Below are 18,658 nucleotides of genomic sequence, written 5' to 3' on the forward strand. Positions count from 1 at the left end.
GACTATTCTGCGCTGGAGGCGGCGACTGAGCCGAACGTGACGGTGGCAACGTAAGCGGCAGCGAAGTTGTCCGGCTTAACGCCTTTTACCGCGAACTTAAATTTGTTGCTTGTTCCGGCGTCAAAAGCGGGCGTGATGCGCGAAAGAAGGTGCGCTGTCTTATAGGCCTGAGGATTCCCGTTGGCATCCTTTCCGAAGATGCGGATGTCAAAGTTAATGTTCGTATAGGTAATGGCCTGAGGGTTGACAACGGTCAGTGTAAATTCGCTTCCGTCGGCAGTGGCCTGCGGCTTGTCAATGGACATCAGAAAGACGGCGCTTCCCGAACGAATGCTCTGCAGTTTTGTGTCACCCGGAATCAAGGCGGCGGAATTGTAGATGGTCTGATTTTCAAGGTTCTGAATTCGCTTTTCGAGCGTCTGAACCGTCTCAGTCAGAGATTTCACACGACTTGAGAGCGAAACTGCGGGAGCGGTTGGTTCGGCCGTCGCGGGCTGAGCATAAGCGAAGACTTCAGCAGCAACAAAAGTGATAACGCCGACAGCGAAAATAACAAACGGCTTTAAAAACATGACAACTCCATAACAGCAACGCCGTAAAGTGAAACAAATGTAAGTAGTATCCCTAATGGTAGTGGGAAAAGAGGGGTATAGGTTGTCAAGCTTACGGAGTTACCCCAAAGTGAGCATTGAAAATTTATCCACTGAGAAATAATCTTTCCGAACTCGTTTTTTTCGCAATCGATTCCTATAATTTTTACTGATGCGAGGTTCGTGACAGAACCGAGCGATCTATTTCAAAGGACAGATTCAAATGAGAGCACAGACGATTTCTTTTGAACGCAGGGCATTCTGCAGTGCCTTGTGTTGTCTGTGTTCCTGTCGCATGTGCTGTTAATCACCCCTGTCATCAGCACTCGTCTTTTCATTTCTCCCTTTTCGTTTCAAAAATTCATTTTCTATTAACTCGGCTCGGCAAGGTTCTATCCCTGTCAGCTGACCGAAATTCTCGAGGTACCAAAATGATTTATCAATCTGTAAGTGAATTAATCGGCGGCACTCCGCTTGTTCAGCTTAACCGTTTCAGCGCAAACCGCGGCTTAGGCGCAAACCTGCTTGCCAAACTTGAGTACTTTAATCCCGCGGGTTCCGTCAAAGATCGCGTCGCTTTCGCAATGCTTGACACTGCAGAAGCCGAAGGCAAAGTCAAGAAGAATACCGTGATTATTGAACCCACAAGCGGCAATACCGGCATCGGTCTGGCTGCCGCAGCCGCTTCAAGAGGTATGAAAATTATTCTGACCATGCCGGAAACTATGAGCATTGAAAGAAGAAAACTTCTTCAGGCTTATGGCGCTGAAATTGTTCTCACGGACGGTAAGCAGGGCATGAAAGGCGCAATCGCGAAGGCTGAAGAGCTGGCAAAAGAAAATCCAAACAGCTTTATTCCTTCTCAGTTCTCCAACCCTGTTAATCCTCAGGCGCACTTTAAAACGACGGGTCCGGAAATCTGGGCTGACACCGAGGGTAAGGTGGATATTTTTGTTGCCGGAGTCGGTACTGGCGGCACAATCTCCGGCGTGGGCAGTTTCCTCAAGTCGAAGAATCCTGCTGTCAGGATCGTCGGAGTTGAGCCGGATACCTCAGCGGTGATCAGTGGTAAAGCGGCCGGTCCGCACAAGATTCAGGGTATCGGGGCAGGCTTCATTCCTAAGAACCTTGACATGGAGATTTTGGACGAAGTGATGCCGATCAGCGCGGAAGCCGCATATGAGGCGGCTCGCGGTATCGCAAGAGAGGAGGGCTTCCTTGTCGGAATCTCTTCCGGCGCGGCGCTCGCTGGCGGCATCGAACTGGCTAAACGCCTCGAAAACAAAGGCAAAAATATTGTCGTTTTGCTCCCGGATACCGGAGACAGGTATTTGTCCACAGAGTTGTTTGCTTAAAAACAATTCTGATTAATGAAACGGCACCTGTCCATGGCGGAATGAGCTGGAACCGTCGCTCGCATATGAATCAAGTTCACTAAGGATATTCGGACCAAAAACACGCGAGCTCCGCTGCTTTCGCTTTGGGGTTCTTTACTCACGCGACTAGCACATCAGCAATAAAATTAACCCGACAATCAATTTAATGATAAATCGGATTAAATGCCGTACACTAGTGTCGACAGATTTGAATTTGTGCATTTTATCTGTACGTTAAAGCGGCCTTGTAGTGCGAATCCTCGGCCGTTTTTACTTTGGTTTAAGCGTAGCGAATTCGACGGATATTCCCGTTATCACTCAAAGGGAGCCGCGCATGAGTTTTTTGAATGGGAGGACATGTGCCGTGTGAAAATCCCGCTGCCTCCGATCGAGGTGCAGAGAGCAATAGTTGCCTTATACACGTGTGCCGAAGAAGCAAGAAAAATCGCATCAGAAGCAAAGGAACTGCTAAAAAAGGCTTGTCCGGCAATGGTTCAAAGCGCTGCCTATCATAAAACAGGAGTGATTCAATGAGGAATTTAGATAGGAAAAGCCTTGAGAAGGCAAAAGAATTGTTTGCATCCGGCGCCATAAATAAATTTGAAATTGGCTCTTTCAAAGGACTCCGGCAGATCCATAAGTACTTATTTGACGGGCTATACGATTTCGCAGGAGAGGTTAGACAGCAAAATATTTCTAAAGGTGGCTTTAGGTTCGCAAATGCACTTTATCTTGTGGAGGCTCTTGCAAAGATTGAACTAATGCCGGAGAGCTCTTTTGAAGAGATCATTTCCAAATACGTAGAAATGAATGTTGCTCATCCTTTTATGGAGGGAAATGGTCGCTCAACCCGCATATGGCTTGATCAAATTTTGAAAAAGCGTTTGGGAAAAGTTGTTGACTGGCAAAAGGTTGATAAAACACTTTATCTTCAGGCAATGGAAAGAAGTCCGATTAATGATTTGGAATTAAGATTCTTGCTTCAGCAGGCGTTGACAGAAGATGTTGATAACAGAGAAATGATTTTTAAAGGCATCGAACAGTCCTACTACTACGAAGAACCGTAAAACGGAGAGAAGAAGGCTGCGCCTTAAGTGCTCAATGCAGTCAATTTTTCAAAGGTCTTTCGGGAAATATGTTTGACTTGTTTTTCAAGCGCAATGGTCTTACGTAAGATGCTGAAAGATTAAAAATTGACAATAGCCGACCGTATTGAGAATATTTTGTTGATGAAGATAAATGCAATGAATGCCGCTTGGTCTTAGGCGTGAATACGCCTGTCCAGATAATCGTGTTATGTGCGATAATCTCCCACGAGGTTAGAAATGTCGTAGCCATCTCGGTACCTCATAAGAAGTTAAGATTCAACAAAGTCCGGTCCCACCCGGGTTTTGTTTTATCCGATCCCTTTCGGGGCCCTCTACGGCATACGCCGTAATCCTTTGATAATCCCTGAAATTAAGGGATTGGCATAGGTTTCGAGGGTGAGGACTTCGGATGACGGTCATTCCCTTTCATGGTCCCGAAATTGTAGCTTAGTTCTCTGCTTTTACAAATTTCCGAATATCCTCGGAAGCTATTCTCATGTTTATCCAACGATTCGGACGCCAGATATTTCTGGGGCCTTGTACCACTTCAATAATGGTACTCAACTAGCGGTGAGCCAAACTACAGGGAAAACAGATGAACCATCTGGCATTTCATTTGATGCGTCCAGAAGCTCCGCTGTATATAAAGCCGTTCAACCCGCCTCAATGCGGGCGCTTGTTTTGGTCAGGGCGTATTAAAGCGCTCGCACTAAAATCAAGGCGTGCAACGACTGCGGTTGCACGGTGTCAGAGGCCCCAAAAACCTGAGCAGAACGATTTGCGGAGAAATTGAATTCCTGAGAGGCAGATGTTTTTGACGTTCCAACGGCGCTTGAGGAGCCAATTTCTGGCTCAACGGCAGAGATCGCTTCGATTGCCAAGCCTATTTCAGACGTTGATCCGTCTCCTAATGCCGCCGCTCGCAACCGTGATGTAGCGAGGATATTCGGTCAGAAACACCTAGGCCCCGCCAGCGAAAACTAACGGGGCCTTTTACTCAGGCGCTCTTACCGCGACCACATCAGCAGTACCAGTGCAACGATCACTTTAGGCAACCATCGCTTAAGTACCTTTGATATAATCAGAGCAGAAGATGTTTTTAATCGCATGACAATCTTCCATTTGAGCGGCTCGGAATTGGTACTTCCGGGCCGTTTGCTTTGGTTTTTGCTTCATAGATTGAGCGGGTGACCATAGCGAAACCGTCCAATTCCGTCACGGCCATGCGAAAACCGATGAGGATAGGGGCATTTTAGCAAAACTCTCAGAAACTGCTTTCCGAATATCGAGGGTATTCTCAAGTAAAAAATAGTGGTCTCTTCGATGACGATTCAAGCGTTACAACCCATCTTTCATAGGGCGTCTTAGACACTGATGTAGCTTCGAAAAAAGGCTACGTGCTTTTGAGTGAATGTTCGGGGTTCTTTTTCGATCAGAATGACATTGCTCGTGAGTTAGGAAATGACAAAAACGATAATCTCCGGCGCAGTGAAGCCGCTTCTGATCATGCCCGAGAAAGCGGATGCTCGAATTCGGAAAGCAAAGCGAAAGAGTTTTAGTCTTAGTCCGGAATTATTCCAATAGCTGCAATGACAAAATAAAATCTTCCAACTCATTCGGAAAGGGTTTAGAGGACGCTTCCGCAGAATTTTCCTAAGTAATGACGGCAGCAGGCTGAAGGTTTGCCGGATATCTAAAATGCACAGCTTCAGTTGAAGAAGCTAACTGTATGATTTAAATAAAAATCCCAGTCATCCTCCGACGTTCTGGGAATTTAAAATGGTGGAGGCGGCGAGAATCGAACTCGCGTCCAAAAGCTATCAGCAACAGCCTCTACGTGCGTATCTAATTCATTTAGATCTTACCGACAACCCTGCAAACTAGCGATGCCAGTTGCCGGCCAGTTGCTTTGTTTCGCCTCCGACGTCACAACTCCATCGAAGACTAGCTCTTATGCTATGTCGCTGCTGTCGGTTTCCCGACCCGGTCTAAGAGCAAACCGGTTGCAGCGTCTCACCGGACTTAGGCGGCGAGAGCGAAACGCTCATCGTTGGCGTTTATATTTTTGTAAGTGGTTTAGCGAGGAAACTACACCTCGGCACGCGTCCAATTACCTCATTGCCCCTGTCGAAACCATGTCGCCCCCACAGGAATCTTTCATTTTACATAAAATTCATCGCCTTATCAATTTTGAAGACCCAAAGCGACCCCGGGAACCTTTGTGTCGCCTTTTTGATCCTGCGGAGAAACGATAAACAAACGATCCGGATTGATCTTCTCAACATTGATCAGATAGTTCCTGACCGCATCCGCGCGCCTCTGCGCAAGCGATACATAATCCGCGGTCGCAACACGCTGATGCTCCAGCAGGAACTGATGCATCTGCTGTACGTCCGTAAGCTTTGGCTTGTCCGGAATTTCCGATTCGCTGTAAAGCGCTTTAATTGCTTGACTAATCTGCACCGGCGTAAGCTGCTTCATGTCTGTTGCGGCAGTCGAATCCCGATAAATGGCATAGCGCATCGAACGCATCAGCAGGCTCTCCTTCAGCCCCTGAGTGTCCTGCTTGTCATCGGCGATACCCATGATTTGAATCTTGATGCCCGGGCGCTCACTCATCGCTTTGGCCACAACCTTCAATGCGTCAACCGTCTTCGGACTCAGTTTGGCTGTGCCGGCGTCAAAGGCGAGATTATGAAGGTCTGCGTCACCGCCGCCAAACATCGAACCAATCAGAGCGAACGGCGCAGTCACCGCTTTGGTAATCAAGTTGGCAATGACTTTGACAATGATTCCGCCAATCGAGAACTCCGGATCATTCAGAGATCCGCTTACCGGAATGTTCAAGTCAATCTGACCGCTTCTGTCCTGGAGCAGGGAAACTGCCAGCCCGACAGGCATCGTGTTCTTGGCATTCGGTATCTCATTGCCGAATTCCAGTTTGTTGATGACCATGTTGTTCTCTGATTTCACTTCATCTTTGTGAACATCAAGGGAACCGTTGTAGGTAATCTGCCCCCGGACAATCGGGTAACCGGTAAATTCCGCAGAGAACGGAGAGAAGGTGGGAAGCGACAGCGACTGTACGGAGCCCCGCATCGCGACGGTCAGATTGGATGCAAACGGATTTACCGTGCCTTTCAGAGTCATCGGGGTTCCGTTTAGCGAACCATGTACGTCAACGTTCGCTTTCGAGTTCTTCGCTGTCGAGAAACCGGTCATGCTGCCGTCGATCTTGTTGGCGGTAATGTTAAATACCGGTGAGACGGAATTATCTGTAAAGCGAACGCGACCGCCGCTCAGAACCACTTTGCTAATGGTCATTGCGGGCAGATCGGCAGTGGGCGAAGAGAACTTAGCCTTTTTGCCGGTTTTCTTGGCGGGTTTTTCTGCGGGTTTGGAAGCAGGCGCCGCTTTTCCGCCCGGATCCGCTAAAGAGGCAAGATTGATTGCGCCGTTCTTCGCTCTGACAATCGTGACGCTCGGATTAGACGCCGTCAGCGAATTAATGTTGATTTGAAGCGGAGAAAGGCCGCTGATGCTGACGCCGGAAGCACTGAGCTTGGTAAGCGATGCGGCCGGTTCACCCTTTGCCGTCGTGACGTTAAGATTGCTTACGTCGCCTGAACCGTTGTAGCTGAAGCTGATCGGATCAGCTGCGGTGGAAAGCGTGACTTTGCCCTTGTTGGAGAAGGTGCCTTTGGTCACGTGGGCGCCGGAATACTGAGAGATATAGGGCGTCAGATCGGCAATGGACAGCGCGCTCGTAGTGACGTCCAAACTGGTCTTGAACGGGCTGATCACCAGATTTCCGCTCGCGCCGATATGCCCGCCGATAATGTTCATGTTCGCGCTGACCGCGGTCTGCGCAGATAAATTGTTACTGATCGGACCGGCCGAGGCGTTGATCGCGGAGATGACTTTGTGGAATCCGTTCGTTGCATCGGTAAAGTCGACAGAGCCTCCGCTCAGGCTGATCCTGCCGATCTGCCAGCTAAGCGGAGCTGATGAAGACGAAGAGGCTTTGGCTGGCGCCGGTTTCACCGCAGCAGCAGAGGCGGAAGGCTTTCTGCCCGGCTCGGCAAGCGTCATTAAGTTGATTGAATTGTCTTTTTCACGAATAACCTTGACGTTCGGACTTGCGATATTGATATCAGCAATCTTGACGTTGATCGGCGAAAGGCCGGAAACGTCGATGCCTTTGACTTCGGCACTCGCGACGGAAAGCGCTTGAGAGCCGTTCGGCTCATGAATCACAGCTCCGCTCAGACCTGCCTCACCGCTGTAATTGAACTTCAGCTCTTCATTCATGCTCAGGCTGAACTTGCCGCTACTCGAGAATTTACCGCCTGCGATCTTGGCGGCGGAGAACTCCTGAATGTAGGGCGAGAGCTTCGGAACGGAAAGATCTTTTGTACCGAGATTCAGCTCAAGATCAAGAGGCGTTAAATCAAGCGTACCTTCGGCGGTAATGCTGCCCTCAAGCACATCAAGAGAAGCCTTGATGTCGCTCTTGTTTCCGGGCTGCGCGTTCAGCGAAGCCACTGAAGCGTTGATGTTTGTGACGTCATGATCAAAGCCGTTCGTCTTGTCAGAGAAATGGACCGTGCCTCCGCGAATGCTCGCTTTCTCAACACTCCACTTCCAGCCGGGGTCCTCCTGCGCGTTAGGTCCTTTGTCCGCGATGGATGGTTTATCATGATTTACGTCTGACTGAGCTTCCTCACTCTTGGGCTCGATTTCATTCGGCGTGGGAGCTTCAGTCGGAACGGCTCCTGCACCAGTACTGCCGGATTCGGAGGTTTCTGCTGTCTTGCTCGATTCCGCGCCGGCAGTGGGTGCCTCAGGTGTTGATTCGGCAGCGTGAGCCGAACGCATCAGCATATTCAGAGCCGCTTCCTTCTGAGGTGTCATTTCTGTCGAGCTTTCTGAAGCCTTCTCAGGCAAAGCTTCTTTAGCTTTTTCCTCAGGCTTCGGAGGTTTCGTCTGCGCTGTCTCCGGCGGTGTCTCAGTCGGTGCGGCCGCATTGTTTTCTGTCGGTTCTGCCTTGGTTTCTTCCGACTTAGCGGCTTCGGGTTTTACTTCCTTGCCCGCAGCTGTCGGTTTTGCCTCAGGAGCCTTTTCCGCGCTGACGGCTTCAGAGTTGGCAGCTCCGGCGCTTTCTTCGGGTTTTGCGTCTTTCAGAATATGAGTGGCAAGCTCAGCCGCATTAATGCCTTTGGCCGTACGGATAATTTCAAATTTCGGTTCCTGAAACTGTACTTCGCCAAGCTCAAGAATCTGCCTGAATAGAGAGAACTCTTTCAGATTGATGTTGATTTCACGGAAGTTCGCGATCTGATAGCCGTTGGCGTCAAGATCATCCTGAATCGAAAGGTTCAGAATCTTTAATGTGCCTCTGAGTCTCAGATAGCCTTCCTGCTGATCGACAGTCTTGGCAAAGTCGAGATTCAAGGCGGCATCCATCGTGCCGGATGTGACCTTCGCGTTCAGCGGTATCGGATTAAAAGAAGCGGCGTTCTCAAGGTTGAGTCCTCTGAGAGTGAAGTCGACACCGGTCTTGAGCGAGGGAACAAAGAGTTCGCTTGAAGCGTTAATCGAGAAGGGCTCGCCGTTAAAGTTGAACTGAAGCTTCGGCTGCGTCGGGTTGTCCAACTCGGTCTTGAAATTAGAAATCAGAGGAACCACTAAGTTGATGTCGGTGAATTTGTCGACCTTATCTCTGAACTTGTCATCGAGCGTGATGGAGGAATTGATCAGAGAAACATTATCAATTTCAAATCTGACCGGATCATCATCCTTTTTCTTGTCCTCATCTTTGTCTGAGGGCATTTTGGCGATCTTGTTGATGATGTCGCTGAAATTAAAAGTGTCAAGGCCCGTGCGGATGATGTTGGCTTCAAAACCGTCGAGCGTGACATGATCCACAATCGGAGAGAATTTGACGAGCGATTTCCAGTTGAGCTTTGTGTCAAGGGACTTCAGCGCCATAAAGGCCTGCGGTTCTCCTTCTTTTTGGATCCTCAGGCCGTTGGCGGTCAGCTGCAGTGTAAAAGGATTGAATTTGACCTCGTCAAGCGTGATTTTGCGGTCGGTAAACGGCTCTGCATACTTCTTAATAGCCCACTGTATGCCCGAAGGAACGCCCCAAAAACCGCCTGCTGTGTAGACAGTCGCCAGAGCCGCGACCACGCCGGTCGTAATCCAAATCTTTTTACTCATACTTCTTATCCCTCGTGATAAAAAATCAACACGCAGAATCTTGCTAGTTAGAAGTATGAATGACGCTAGATGTTAATTTCCAAGATTTGACTCGGATTGCGCACGATAGCATCCGCTTTCCACTCCTCGACACCAACGGGGGAGCCGAGATAGCCCCATTGAGCGGCAATGGAAAATACATGAGCGGAATTCGCAGCCTGAATGTCTCTCAGGTCGTCTCCGACATATACCGCAGATTCGGCCGGTTTCTGAAGAAGACGAAGCGCGTGAATGATCGGCTCCGGATGCGGTTTGCTCACACTGAGCGTGTCGCCGCAGACTACCGCGCCGGGCGTAAGTTTGAGATGCTCAATCAGTGGCAGCACAAAACGAGCGTGCTTATTGGTGACGATGCCCCAGGTAAAGCCCTTTGCCTCAATCGAATTGATGAGCTCGAGAATGCCCGCAAAAAGCTCTGCGTGGTCCGTCATATGTTCCTGGTAGTAGTCCAGAAATTCGTTTGCGAGCGCTTTATAGCCGGGATCTTCCGGTTTGATGCCGAAGGCCGCGCCGAGAAGCCCGCGCGCGCCGCTCGAAGCGGTCTTGCGAAGCACTTCAAAGGGAAGCGGCTCAAGATGCCGAACTTCTCTGAGATGGTTGGCCGCCGCGGCAAGATCAGGCGCGGAGTCAAGCAGGGTACCGTCTAGGTCAAAAAGATAGGTCTGAGGTGTCATGACAAAAATAAAGGGGCCTAAAGGCCCCTTTTTCACAAGTGAATTAGCAATTACTTGTTGCGTGTGCCCTTAACTTCGATAACGGCACGACGGTTCGGCTGCAGGCATTCAACAAGCTGTTTGAATGTCTTGATTTCGCCCTTGGCGGACGGGTTCGGGCAGTTGACGACAGGGTCAGCCTGGCCTTTGCCTTCAGCGTGGATGCGAGCGGCAGGAACACCGTGTTCGGCAAGGAATGTCTTAACAGCGTCAGCACGGCGCTGAGACAGTTTCTGGTTGTATGCAGCACCGCCGATACGGTCAGCATAGCCGTCGATCATGACGACGTCGAGTGTCAGGCCGGACATGCGGCTTGTGAGTTCTGTCAGTTTGGCAACGCCTTCGGGTTTCAGAACGGCTTTGTCAAAAGCGAACAGTGTGTCAGCGGAAAGAGTAATTCTTTCAGCGCCGGCTTCGCATTTGATGATGTCAGTGTCGCACTGGCAGTTCTGGCCAAGAGCGCCCTGAGCTTCGGCAAGAGCCGGAGTCCAGTAGCCTGTGCGGACGCACAGACCGAAGTTAGTCATAAGAGTTTGTCCGGCTGCCTGAACATAGGGGTTGGCAGGGGCAACAGCTGCGCAAACAGCTCCGGAAGCGGCCATTGCAACAGAAGCAACGAGCAGTCCCAATTTTGTCTTTGTATTCATCATTTTCCTCTTTTGATGCAGATAAAACCACACAATATGATACGGCATTTTCAGGAAACGGCCGTAATGCGTTCCGAGTGCTTACCACCGGAACGTCATCGAGAGCCGTCCTGTAGTATCTCACACACCCTATTCTGCCACGACATTAAGTCACTTTTTGTCAGTAACTCGCCGAGATCAGATTTTTGTGCGGATTTATGTTGTTTTTTCACAACATATCCGCCTTTAACCCAAACCTGATATACGCATTGTGCTTCAACCGCGTAAACAAGGCAGGATAAAACATCCAAAACGGGCACGGTTACAAACCGTGACAAGTCAATGGCAATTAGGTCGGCATCCTTCCCGATCTCGAGAGAGCCGACCCGCTCATCAGATTTTAGCGCTTTGGCCCCGTTTATTGTTGCCATTTCGATAATTTGATTTACATTCAGCGCGCACGGATCCTTGGAAAATCCTTTGGCAATCATCCCGGCTGTGCGCATCTGCTCAAACATGCTTAACGTGCACGCGCTGGCGGCTCCGTCTGTGCCAAGCGCCGTATTGACGCCCGCTTCAAGCAGTTTGGCGACCGGGCTCGCGCCGCATCCAAGCCGCATATTGCTTACCGGACAATGGATAACGCTTGCACCTGATTTGCTCAAAATCTCAATATCACGATCTGAAAGACTTACGCAGTGAACCGCTGCCGTGCTCTCATTTAAGCAGCCGATCCGAGATAAGTATTCCACCGGTGAGCATCCGAACGCTTTGATGGCGTTTTCGCGCTCTTCATCGGTCTCCGACAGATGAATCTGCCATGTGGTGTCAAGCGTTTGCGCAAGCTGCATCGATGCCTGAAGCGCTTCTTTGGAAACAGAGTAGGGCGCGTGCGGCGCTAAATTAATACTGAGAAGATCATCGTCGGCGGCTGACGCAAAGAGCTTTTCCGCGCCCTGAAGACACTGCGCCTCTCCGCTGTACTCTTTGGACGGAAAGCCGATCACAAACGCGCCTTCGACAACGCGAAGCCCGTTTTCCCTTAGGCCTCTTGCGGCTTCAGCGCCGTAAAAATACATGTCGTGGCACATGGTCGTGCCGCCGTGAATCATTTCCGCTCCGCCTAAAAGCGCACCCTGATAAACAAATTCCGGACTCATCAGTTTGCCTTCAATCGGCCAAATGCACTCGGTTAGCCACTGCGGAGTGGTCAGATCGGGCCCGACGCAGCGAAGCAGATTCATCGAAGCGTGCGTATGACAATTAATTAAGCCGGGCATCAGAGCGCAGTTTTCAAGCTGCTCAATTTCGTCAGCTTCAAAATCCGCTAATTCCGAGATCGGAGCGATCGCTAAAATCCGACCGTCCCGGATCGCCAGAAAATGTCCTTCAAGAACTGCGCCTCGGGGCACGACCGGAATTATCCAGCGAGGAATAAGAATTTTGTCAGCTTTCATCGTTTGTCTCGGCTGCTGGGTTGAACGGCTTAATGTGTCTAAGTTCATCCTCGATGAGAGGACGCGTCCTGCTCAGCTCGTAGGAGGCCTGAGCCACTAAAAAGAAATTATCGTCTAATCCGAAATAGCGCGACAGGCGCAGCGCCGTGTCCGCGCTCACGCTTCGTTTTTCCGCAAGTATCTGACTGATGCGCGTCTGCGGCACGCCGATGTCTTTGGCAAGTCGATAAGGCGTGATGCCGAGCGGCTCTAAAAACACTGTTTTTAAAATCGTCCCGGGATGAATGGAAGATAAATCAATCATTAGTAACGTAATACGATAGTATCGTCTTACAATATCACATAAAAATCGATCAAAATAAGTTTTAGCATCGTTTTCGGCATTATTTGGCGTTTCGTCACGTAAAATTGACAGGTTAATTTTTGATGTCATAAAAGGATTTACAGATGGCTGACAACGATCAGAACGAAGACACAAAAGAAAAGCCGGAAGGCGAAGAAGGCAAGCGCCGTCCCCGCGGCCGCAAGACCGACCGCAGAGGCGAACCCGATTGGGCGCTGATTCGTGAGCAGGTTAATAAAGCGGAACGCGTTTCGCTTGAAGAGGAAATGCGCCGCTCTTACCTGGATTACGCGATGAGCGTCATCATGGGTCGCGCGCTTCCGGACGTGCGAGACGGCCTGAAACCGGTACACCGCCGTGTGCTGTTCGCGATGCATGAGCTGAACAACACTTACAACAGCGCGCATAAGAAATCCGCTCGCGTCGTCGGAGACGTGCTCGGTAAATACCATCCGCACGGCGACTCCGCCGCCTACGAAACGATCGTTCGTATGGCGCAGAGTTTCTCCATGCGCTATCCGCTGGTTGACGGGCAGGGCAACTTCGGCTCAATCGACGGTGACGGCGCTGCGGCGATGCGTTACACCGAAGTTCGTTTGGCAAAGATTTCTTCTGAAATGCTTGTCGGTCTCGAAGAGGACGCTGTTGATTTTGTACCGAACTACGACGGTAGCGAAAAAGAGCCGACGGTTCTCCCGACGCTGCTTCCGGAGCTGCTGGTCAACGGATCGGCCGGTATCGCGGTCGGTATGGCGACCAATATTCCGCCGCACAACCTCTCTGAAACAGTCAACGCGTGTCTGCTGATGCTTGAGCATCCGGATGCGACGATTGATGAGATCATCAAGGTTCTTCCCGCGCCGGACTTCCCCACAGGCGGTATTCTTTACGGTCTTGCCGATGTGCACGAAGCCTACAGAACCGGTAAAGGCAAAGCGGTGCTTCGCGCCAAAACGCATATTGAAGAATGGGATAACGGCAACCGTGAATCCATCATCATCGACGAAATCCCTTATCAGGTGAATAAGCGCCTGCTGCTGGAGAAGATTTCTCAGCTCGGCAGTGAAAAGAAAATCGAAGGTATTTCCTACGTTCGCGACGAATCCGATAAAACCGGTATGCGCGGCGTTATCGAGCTCAAACGCGGCGCCAACGCCAACGTTGTTCTCAATCAGCTTTATAAGAACACGCAGCTTCAGGATTCCTTCGGCATTAACTTGGTCGCTCTGGTGAACGGTCAGCCGAAACTGCTCAATATCAAGGAAATTATTCAGGAATTCCTCTTCTTCAGAAGAGAAGTGGTGAACCGCCGGACACGCTTCCAGCTCGATAAGGCGATTTCCAAGATCTATTTGGTGGAAGGCCAGGCGGTCGCGCTCGCCAACCTCGATGAATTCATTGAGATCATCAAGACATCAGCCAACGGCCAGGAAGCCGAGGCTCGTCTGCTCGCGCGCGAGTGGCCGGCTGAAATTGCCGCTCAGCTGATTGAACGAGCTCAGATGGATAAGAGCGAAATGCGTCCGAAGGGCGAGGATCTCAATCTTGGTCTCACCGATCAAAAGACTTATCGACTGAGCTCGCTTCAGGCAAGAAATATTCTTCAGATGCGCCTGCAGAGCCTGACCGGTCTCGAGCAGGACAAGATTCGCGGCGACTATCAGGCACTTGCTGATCAGATTGTCGATCTCAACGATATTCTGAGAAAACCCGAGCGCGTGACACAGATCATTGCCCAGAGTCTGAGAGATATTCAGGCTCAGTACGGCGACGAACGTCTGACAGAGATCGTTCCGTTTGCCGAAGGTGTTAAGACGAAAGATCTGATTCCGCTTCGCGAAATGGTGGTCACCATGACCGATACCGGCTACATCAAGAGCCAGGCTTCGACCGAGTACCGCGCTCAGAAACGCGGCGGACAGGGTAAGAAAGCGGCTCAGATGCGCGAGGGCGATCTGATTAACCAGCTCTTTGTGGCGACTACCCATGACGTGCTGCTCTGCTTCACGAATAAAGGCCGCATGTACTGGCTTAACGTCTGGGATGTTCCGGAAGGCTCTTCGGCTTCCAAAGGCAGACCGATCGTTAACCTCCTTGAACTCGTGGAGGACGAAAAAGTCACGGTTGTCCTTCCGATCTCCGACGAGGACTACGACAAAGACTGGTACATCTTTATGGCAACCGCCTCGGGTACCGTTAAGAAGACTCCGATCGGCGACTTTAGAAATCAGCGCAGGGCGGGCATTATCGCCATCAACCTGCTTGAAGACGACGTGCTGATCGGCGCGGCTGTCACTGACGGCAGGCACGATGTGATGCTCTTCAGCGACGACGGCAAGGCGGTACGCTTTGCCGAAGACGAAGTCCGCAGCATGGGCCGCGCTGCAACCGGTGTCCGCGGTATGCGTCTTGAGTTCGGACAGAAACTGATCGCGATGCTGGTCGCGGGCGACGATGACATGACAGTCCTTACCGCTACCGAAAACGGTTACGGCAAACGTACTCCGATTGCGGACTACACCCGCCACGGCCGCGGCACTAAGGGCATGATCTCTATCCAGACGTCGGAACGCAACGGCAAGGTGGTCGCAGCGCTCCTCGTCAAGGATGAAGATGAAATCATTCTTCTTACCTCCGAGGGCAAACTCGTGAGAACACGCGTCAGCGAAATTCGCGTGATGTCGCGCAACACTCAGGGCGTCACACTGATTTCTATGGCTTCCGACGTTCATCTGGTCGGCCTGGAACGCGTGACGGAGAACGATGACGGAGATGCCGCTTCGGATGAAAACGCCGTAGAGGCCGAAGTCATTTCCGAAACAGCGGCAGAAGAAAAAGAGATCGAAGAGAAAGACCGCGAAATCATCGAGGAAGAAAAAGATGACGAGAATTTATAACTTTGCCGCCGGCCCTTCGGCCATGCCGCTCAGCGTGCTTGAGCAGGCGGCAGCGGAAATGACGGATTGGCACGGCTTAGGTCTGTCCATCCTCGAAATGAGCCACCGCAGCAAAGACTTCATTGGTATCTACCGTGAAACAGTCTCTCTGCTGCGTGAGCTTTACGGCATCCCTGATGAATACGAAGTCATGTTCCTTCAGGGCGGCGGTCACTTAGAGTTCGCTATGGTCCCCATGAACTTCTCCGTGGGCGGCTGCGGCAATTATGCGGTGAACGGGGTCTGGAGCAAGAAGGCCTTTAAGGAAGCTCAGAAGATCGGAGAAGCGGCCGAAGCGGCCTGCGTCGATCTCAGAGCGCCGCGTCAGGACGAAATCAAGCTGACGGAGAACGCTTCCTACCTGTACTACTGCTCTAATGAAACGGTTAACGGTATCCGCTACTGGTATACGCCCGAAGTGTCTGTGCCCCTGATTGCGGACATGTCAAGCGACTTTCTTAGTCAGCCGGTCGATGTCCGCAAGTTCGGTCTTATCTTCGCGGGCGCTCAGAAGAACTTCGGACCGGCGGGGCTCACCGTCGTCATCGCGCGCAGAGATCTGCTCGGAAGAGCCGATCCCTCGACACCGACGATGCTCGACTACGAAACCTACGCAAAGAGCGAATCAATGTACAACACGCCGCCCACCTTTGCGATCTACATCGCCAATCTGGTCGCGCGCTGGCTGCTCGATCAGGGCGGTGTCAAGGAAATGCAGCGCCGCTCTGTCATTAAGAGTCAGATCCTTTACGATCTGATCGATCAGTCCGAGGGCTTTTATTACAACAACGTGGAGAAGATTTCCCGTTCACGCATGAATGTCGTCTTCAACCTCAAAGACGAGTCACTAAATGACGAATTCGTACGTCAGGCCTATGAGAAGCGTCTTGCCAATATTAAAGGGCACAGAATTCTCGGCGGCATGAGAGCTTCTCTGTACAACGCCGTCAGTATCGAGGCGGTGGAAGTGCTTGCCGACTATATGAAGAAATTTGCCGAAGCTCACAGCTAAGGAGAAGACTCAGAATGAACATTGATGAAGAGCTAAAACCCCTTCGCGCTCAAATCGATGAAATCGACGCTCAGATCGTTGAGCTTCTGAATCGAAGAGCTGAAGTTGTAAAGAAGGTCGGTGCGGTTAAGGGAAGCACTAATGCGCCCGTTTATCGTCCCGACCGGGAGGCCGAAGTGCTGCGCAAAGTTTGGGCGCAGAGCAAAGGCGCTATGACGGAAAAGGGCATCAGCAGCATATTTAAAGAGATTATGAGCGCCTGCCGCGCGCTGGAACATAAGGCGCGCGTCGCTTACCTCGGGCCTCAGGGCACGTTCAGCGAGCTTGCGATGCTTCGTCAGTTCGGAGCGGGTGTGGACGGCATTGCCTGTGAACGCATTGATGATGTGTTTCATGCGGTGGAAGCGGGCAGCGCCGACTACGGTATCGTCCCGATCGAAAACTCGACTGAGGGCGCGGTCAATCGCTCGATGGACTGCCTTCAGCTCACGAATCTGACGATCATTGCGGAGACCTCAATCCCGATCAACCATAATCTTCTGACAACGTCCGGCTGTATGGACGGCGTCAAGCGCGTTTACTCCCATCCACAGTCGCTCGGACAGTGCGTGAGCTGGCTGAACCGCCACTATCCGCAGCTTGAGCGGGTCCCCGCGGCAAGCAACGGCGAAGCGGCTCGTCTCGCTTCTTTGGATCCGGAATCCGCCGCGATCGCAGGCGAAGCGGCTGCTGAGCATTACGGACTGAAGATTGCTTATCCGAGCATTCAGGATCAGTCCACCAACCGCACGAGATTTGTGGTGCTCGGTAAAGAAGGAACGTCACCCTCTAAGGCGCCGGGAAAAGACAAAACATCCCTGATTATTTCCGTACCGCATAAAGCCGGAGCGCTCTTTCAGGCGCTCAAGCCGCTCTATGACCACGGCGTTTCAATGACGCGCTTTGAGTCGCGCCCGGCCAAACGCGGTTCATGGGAATATTTCTTCTACGTGGATATTGAAGGTCATTGCGATGATCCCAAGGTACGCAGCGCACTGGATGATTTCCGCAGCAGCTGCGCTTCATTTAAGAATTTAGGCTCTTATCCGATTGCCAATGAAGAAAGCGGATCAGAAGACAAAGGAACAAAGTTATGAGCGAAGAACAAACAATCCAAACCCCGCTCTGGGTTCAGGAACTGGATAAATACAAGGCGAGCAAGCCGATTGAGGACGTTGCTGCGGATCTCGGCCTGAAGCCGGAAGATATTATCATGCTGGTCGCCAACGAAAACCCGAACGGCATGAGCGACAAGGTTAAGGAAGCGGTCTCTAAGGCGGTCTTCAGCCTGAACCGTTACCCGGACGCGGACTCCTACCATCTGCAGAAGGCGATTGCCGAGAAGTACGGCGTGCCTCAGGATTGGGTTGTGATCGGAAGCGGCTCGAGCGAGCTTCTCGGACTGGCGGCACAGACGGTGCTCTCCGTCGGCACAACTGCGATTTATCCGCAGTACTCCTTCTCGCTTTATCCGATGGTGGCGCGTCTTTGCGGTGCTGAAACGATTGAAGTGCCGGCAACAGACGACTACAACGCGGATCTGCAGGCGATGCTTGACGCGATTGACTCGAGAACCCGCCTGATTTTCCTGACCAATCCGAATAATCCGACCGGAACGTATTTGGCCGAGGACGACATCCTGCAGTTCCTGGATCAGGTTCCGCCGAATGTTATGGTGCTCTTTGACGAGGCGTATGTGGAATTTTTAGAGCCTGCGCTTCAGTGCGATTCTGTCGAAATGGTCCGCAGACACCCCAACGTGATGATCGCAAGAACTTTCTCCAAGGCATACGGGCTGGCGGGCGCCCGCGTTGGGTACGGTATTGCGCAGCCCGAGCTTCTTTCTCTGCTCAACCGCGTGCGTCATCCCTTTAACGTGAATGATCTATCTCAGATCGCCGCTCTTGCCGCGCTCAAGGATCAGGATTTTGTGAAGAAGACGCTCGAAGTTAACAAAGAGGGCATTAAATTCCTGACCGAAGCGTTCGATCAGCTTGAACTGCCTTATATGGGGCTTCATGCGAATTTCATCACAGTCCGCATCGGCAGCCATGCCGATGAGATTGTCGATTATCTGCTGAAGAAGGGCATTATCGTGCGCCGTATGCGCTCTTATGACCTTCCTGAATGGGTTCGCGTCACGGTCGGAACACCCGAGCAGAACGAGAGATTCCTCGAGGTTCTCAAGGAAGGTCTGAACAAGTTCGGAGAGTAGCT

Annotated in this window: 13 protein-coding genes and 1 other RNA gene; 7 read left to right on the forward strand and 7 right to left on the reverse strand. The window is 51.3% G+C overall.

Features of this window, described 5'->3' with window-relative positions:
• Positions 1 to 2: 2 nt before the first annotated feature.
• Positions 3 to 572, reverse strand: coding sequence for a DUF3251 domain-containing protein (locus tag NFR90_RS01090; RefSeq protein ID WP_160336279.1), 570 nt, complete (start codon positions 570 to 572; stop codon positions 3 to 5).
• 449 nt (positions 573 to 1,021) lie between these two features.
• Between NFR90_RS01090 and cysK the strand changes: the two genes are divergently transcribed.
• From cysK to fic, 3 genes are all read left to right on the forward strand, one after another.
• Positions 1,022 to 1,945: a cysteine synthase A gene (gene cysK, locus NFR90_RS01095; protein ID WP_251449918.1), complete on the forward strand. Its 924-nt coding sequence runs from the start codon at positions 1,022 to 1,024 to the stop codon at positions 1,943 to 1,945.
• A gap of 387 nt (positions 1,946 to 2,332) precedes the next feature.
• The gene (locus tag NFR90_RS01100) at positions 2,333 to 2,500 is read left to right on the forward strand and encodes a hypothetical protein (RefSeq protein ID WP_160336277.1); all 168 of its coding nucleotides are present in this window, start codon (positions 2,333 to 2,335) and stop codon (positions 2,498 to 2,500) included.
• Positions 2,497 to 3,033 (forward strand): protein adenylyltransferase Fic, encoded by a 537-nt coding sequence (gene fic, locus NFR90_RS01105; RefSeq protein WP_160336276.1) that lies wholly within the window; start codon positions 2,497 to 2,499, stop codon positions 3,031 to 3,033. Before NFR90_RS01100 ends, fic begins: the two co-directional genes overlap by 4 nt.
• 1,801 nt (positions 3,034 to 4,834) lie before the next feature.
• Here the strand turns inward: fic and ssrA are convergent.
• From ssrA to NFR90_RS01135, 6 genes are all read right to left on the reverse strand, one after another.
• Positions 4,835 to 5,200: a transfer-messenger RNA gene (ssrA, locus tag NFR90_RS01110) on the reverse strand.
• 38 nt (positions 5,201 to 5,238) lie between these two features.
• Positions 5,239 to 9,276, reverse strand: a complete 4,038-nt coding sequence (locus tag NFR90_RS01115; protein WP_251449920.1) for a DUF748 domain-containing protein — start codon at positions 9,274 to 9,276, stop codon at positions 5,239 to 5,241.
• A 65-nt stretch (positions 9,277 to 9,341) separates the two neighbouring features.
• A complete protein-coding gene (locus NFR90_RS01120) occupies positions 9,342 to 10,025 on the reverse strand; it encodes an HAD family hydrolase (protein ID WP_308645409.1) in 684 nt (227 codons plus the stop codon).
• Between the two features lie 14 nt (positions 10,026 to 10,039).
• On the reverse strand, positions 10,040 to 10,675 hold the full coding sequence (locus tag NFR90_RS01125) for an OmpA family protein (protein WP_237178686.1): 636 nt from the start codon (positions 10,673 to 10,675) through the stop codon (positions 10,040 to 10,042).
• 95 nt (positions 10,676 to 10,770) lie between these two features.
• A complete protein-coding gene (locus NFR90_RS01130; protein ID WP_251449922.1) occupies positions 10,771 to 12,111 on the reverse strand; it encodes an amidohydrolase family protein in 1,341 nt (446 codons plus the stop codon).
• Complete coding sequence (locus NFR90_RS01135; protein ID WP_160334456.1) at positions 12,101 to 12,415, reverse strand: HigA family addiction module antitoxin; 315 nt, start codon at positions 12,413 to 12,415, stop codon at positions 12,101 to 12,103. The genes NFR90_RS01130 and NFR90_RS01135 overlap by 11 nt, the downstream gene beginning before the upstream one ends.
• A 143-nt stretch (positions 12,416 to 12,558) precedes the next feature.
• Here NFR90_RS01135 and gyrA point away from each other — a divergent pair, with 143 nt between their 5' ends.
• Genes gyrA through hisC form a run of 4 tightly spaced genes read left to right on the forward strand, consistent with a single transcriptional unit; the run spans position 12,559 to position 18,656 of the window.
• Positions 12,559 to 15,351: a DNA gyrase subunit A gene (gene gyrA / locus NFR90_RS01140; protein WP_160334455.1), complete on the forward strand. Its 2,793-nt coding sequence runs from the start codon at positions 12,559 to 12,561 to the stop codon at positions 15,349 to 15,351.
• Positions 15,335 to 16,402 (forward strand): 3-phosphoserine/phosphohydroxythreonine transaminase, encoded by a 1,068-nt coding sequence (gene serC / locus NFR90_RS01145; RefSeq protein ID WP_160334454.1) that lies wholly within the window; start codon positions 15,335 to 15,337, stop codon positions 16,400 to 16,402. Before gyrA ends, serC begins: the two co-directional genes overlap by 17 nt.
• A 14-nt stretch (positions 16,403 to 16,416) precedes the next feature.
• A complete protein-coding gene (gene pheA / locus NFR90_RS01150) occupies positions 16,417 to 17,538 on the forward strand; it encodes a prephenate dehydratase (protein WP_160334453.1) in 1,122 nt (373 codons plus the stop codon).
• Positions 17,535 to 18,656: a histidinol-phosphate transaminase gene (gene hisC, locus NFR90_RS01155; RefSeq protein ID WP_160334452.1), complete on the forward strand. Its 1,122-nt coding sequence runs from the start codon at positions 17,535 to 17,537 to the stop codon at positions 18,654 to 18,656. Before pheA ends, hisC begins: the two co-directional genes overlap by 4 nt.
• The last annotated feature ends 2 nt before the right edge of the window (positions 18,657 to 18,658 follow it).

Origin of the sequence: Parasutterella muris (genome assembly GCF_943193095.1) — a bacterium.
In the GTDB taxonomy this organism is placed as follows: domain Bacteria; phylum Pseudomonadota; class Gammaproteobacteria; order Burkholderiales; family Burkholderiaceae_F; genus Parasutterella; species Parasutterella muris.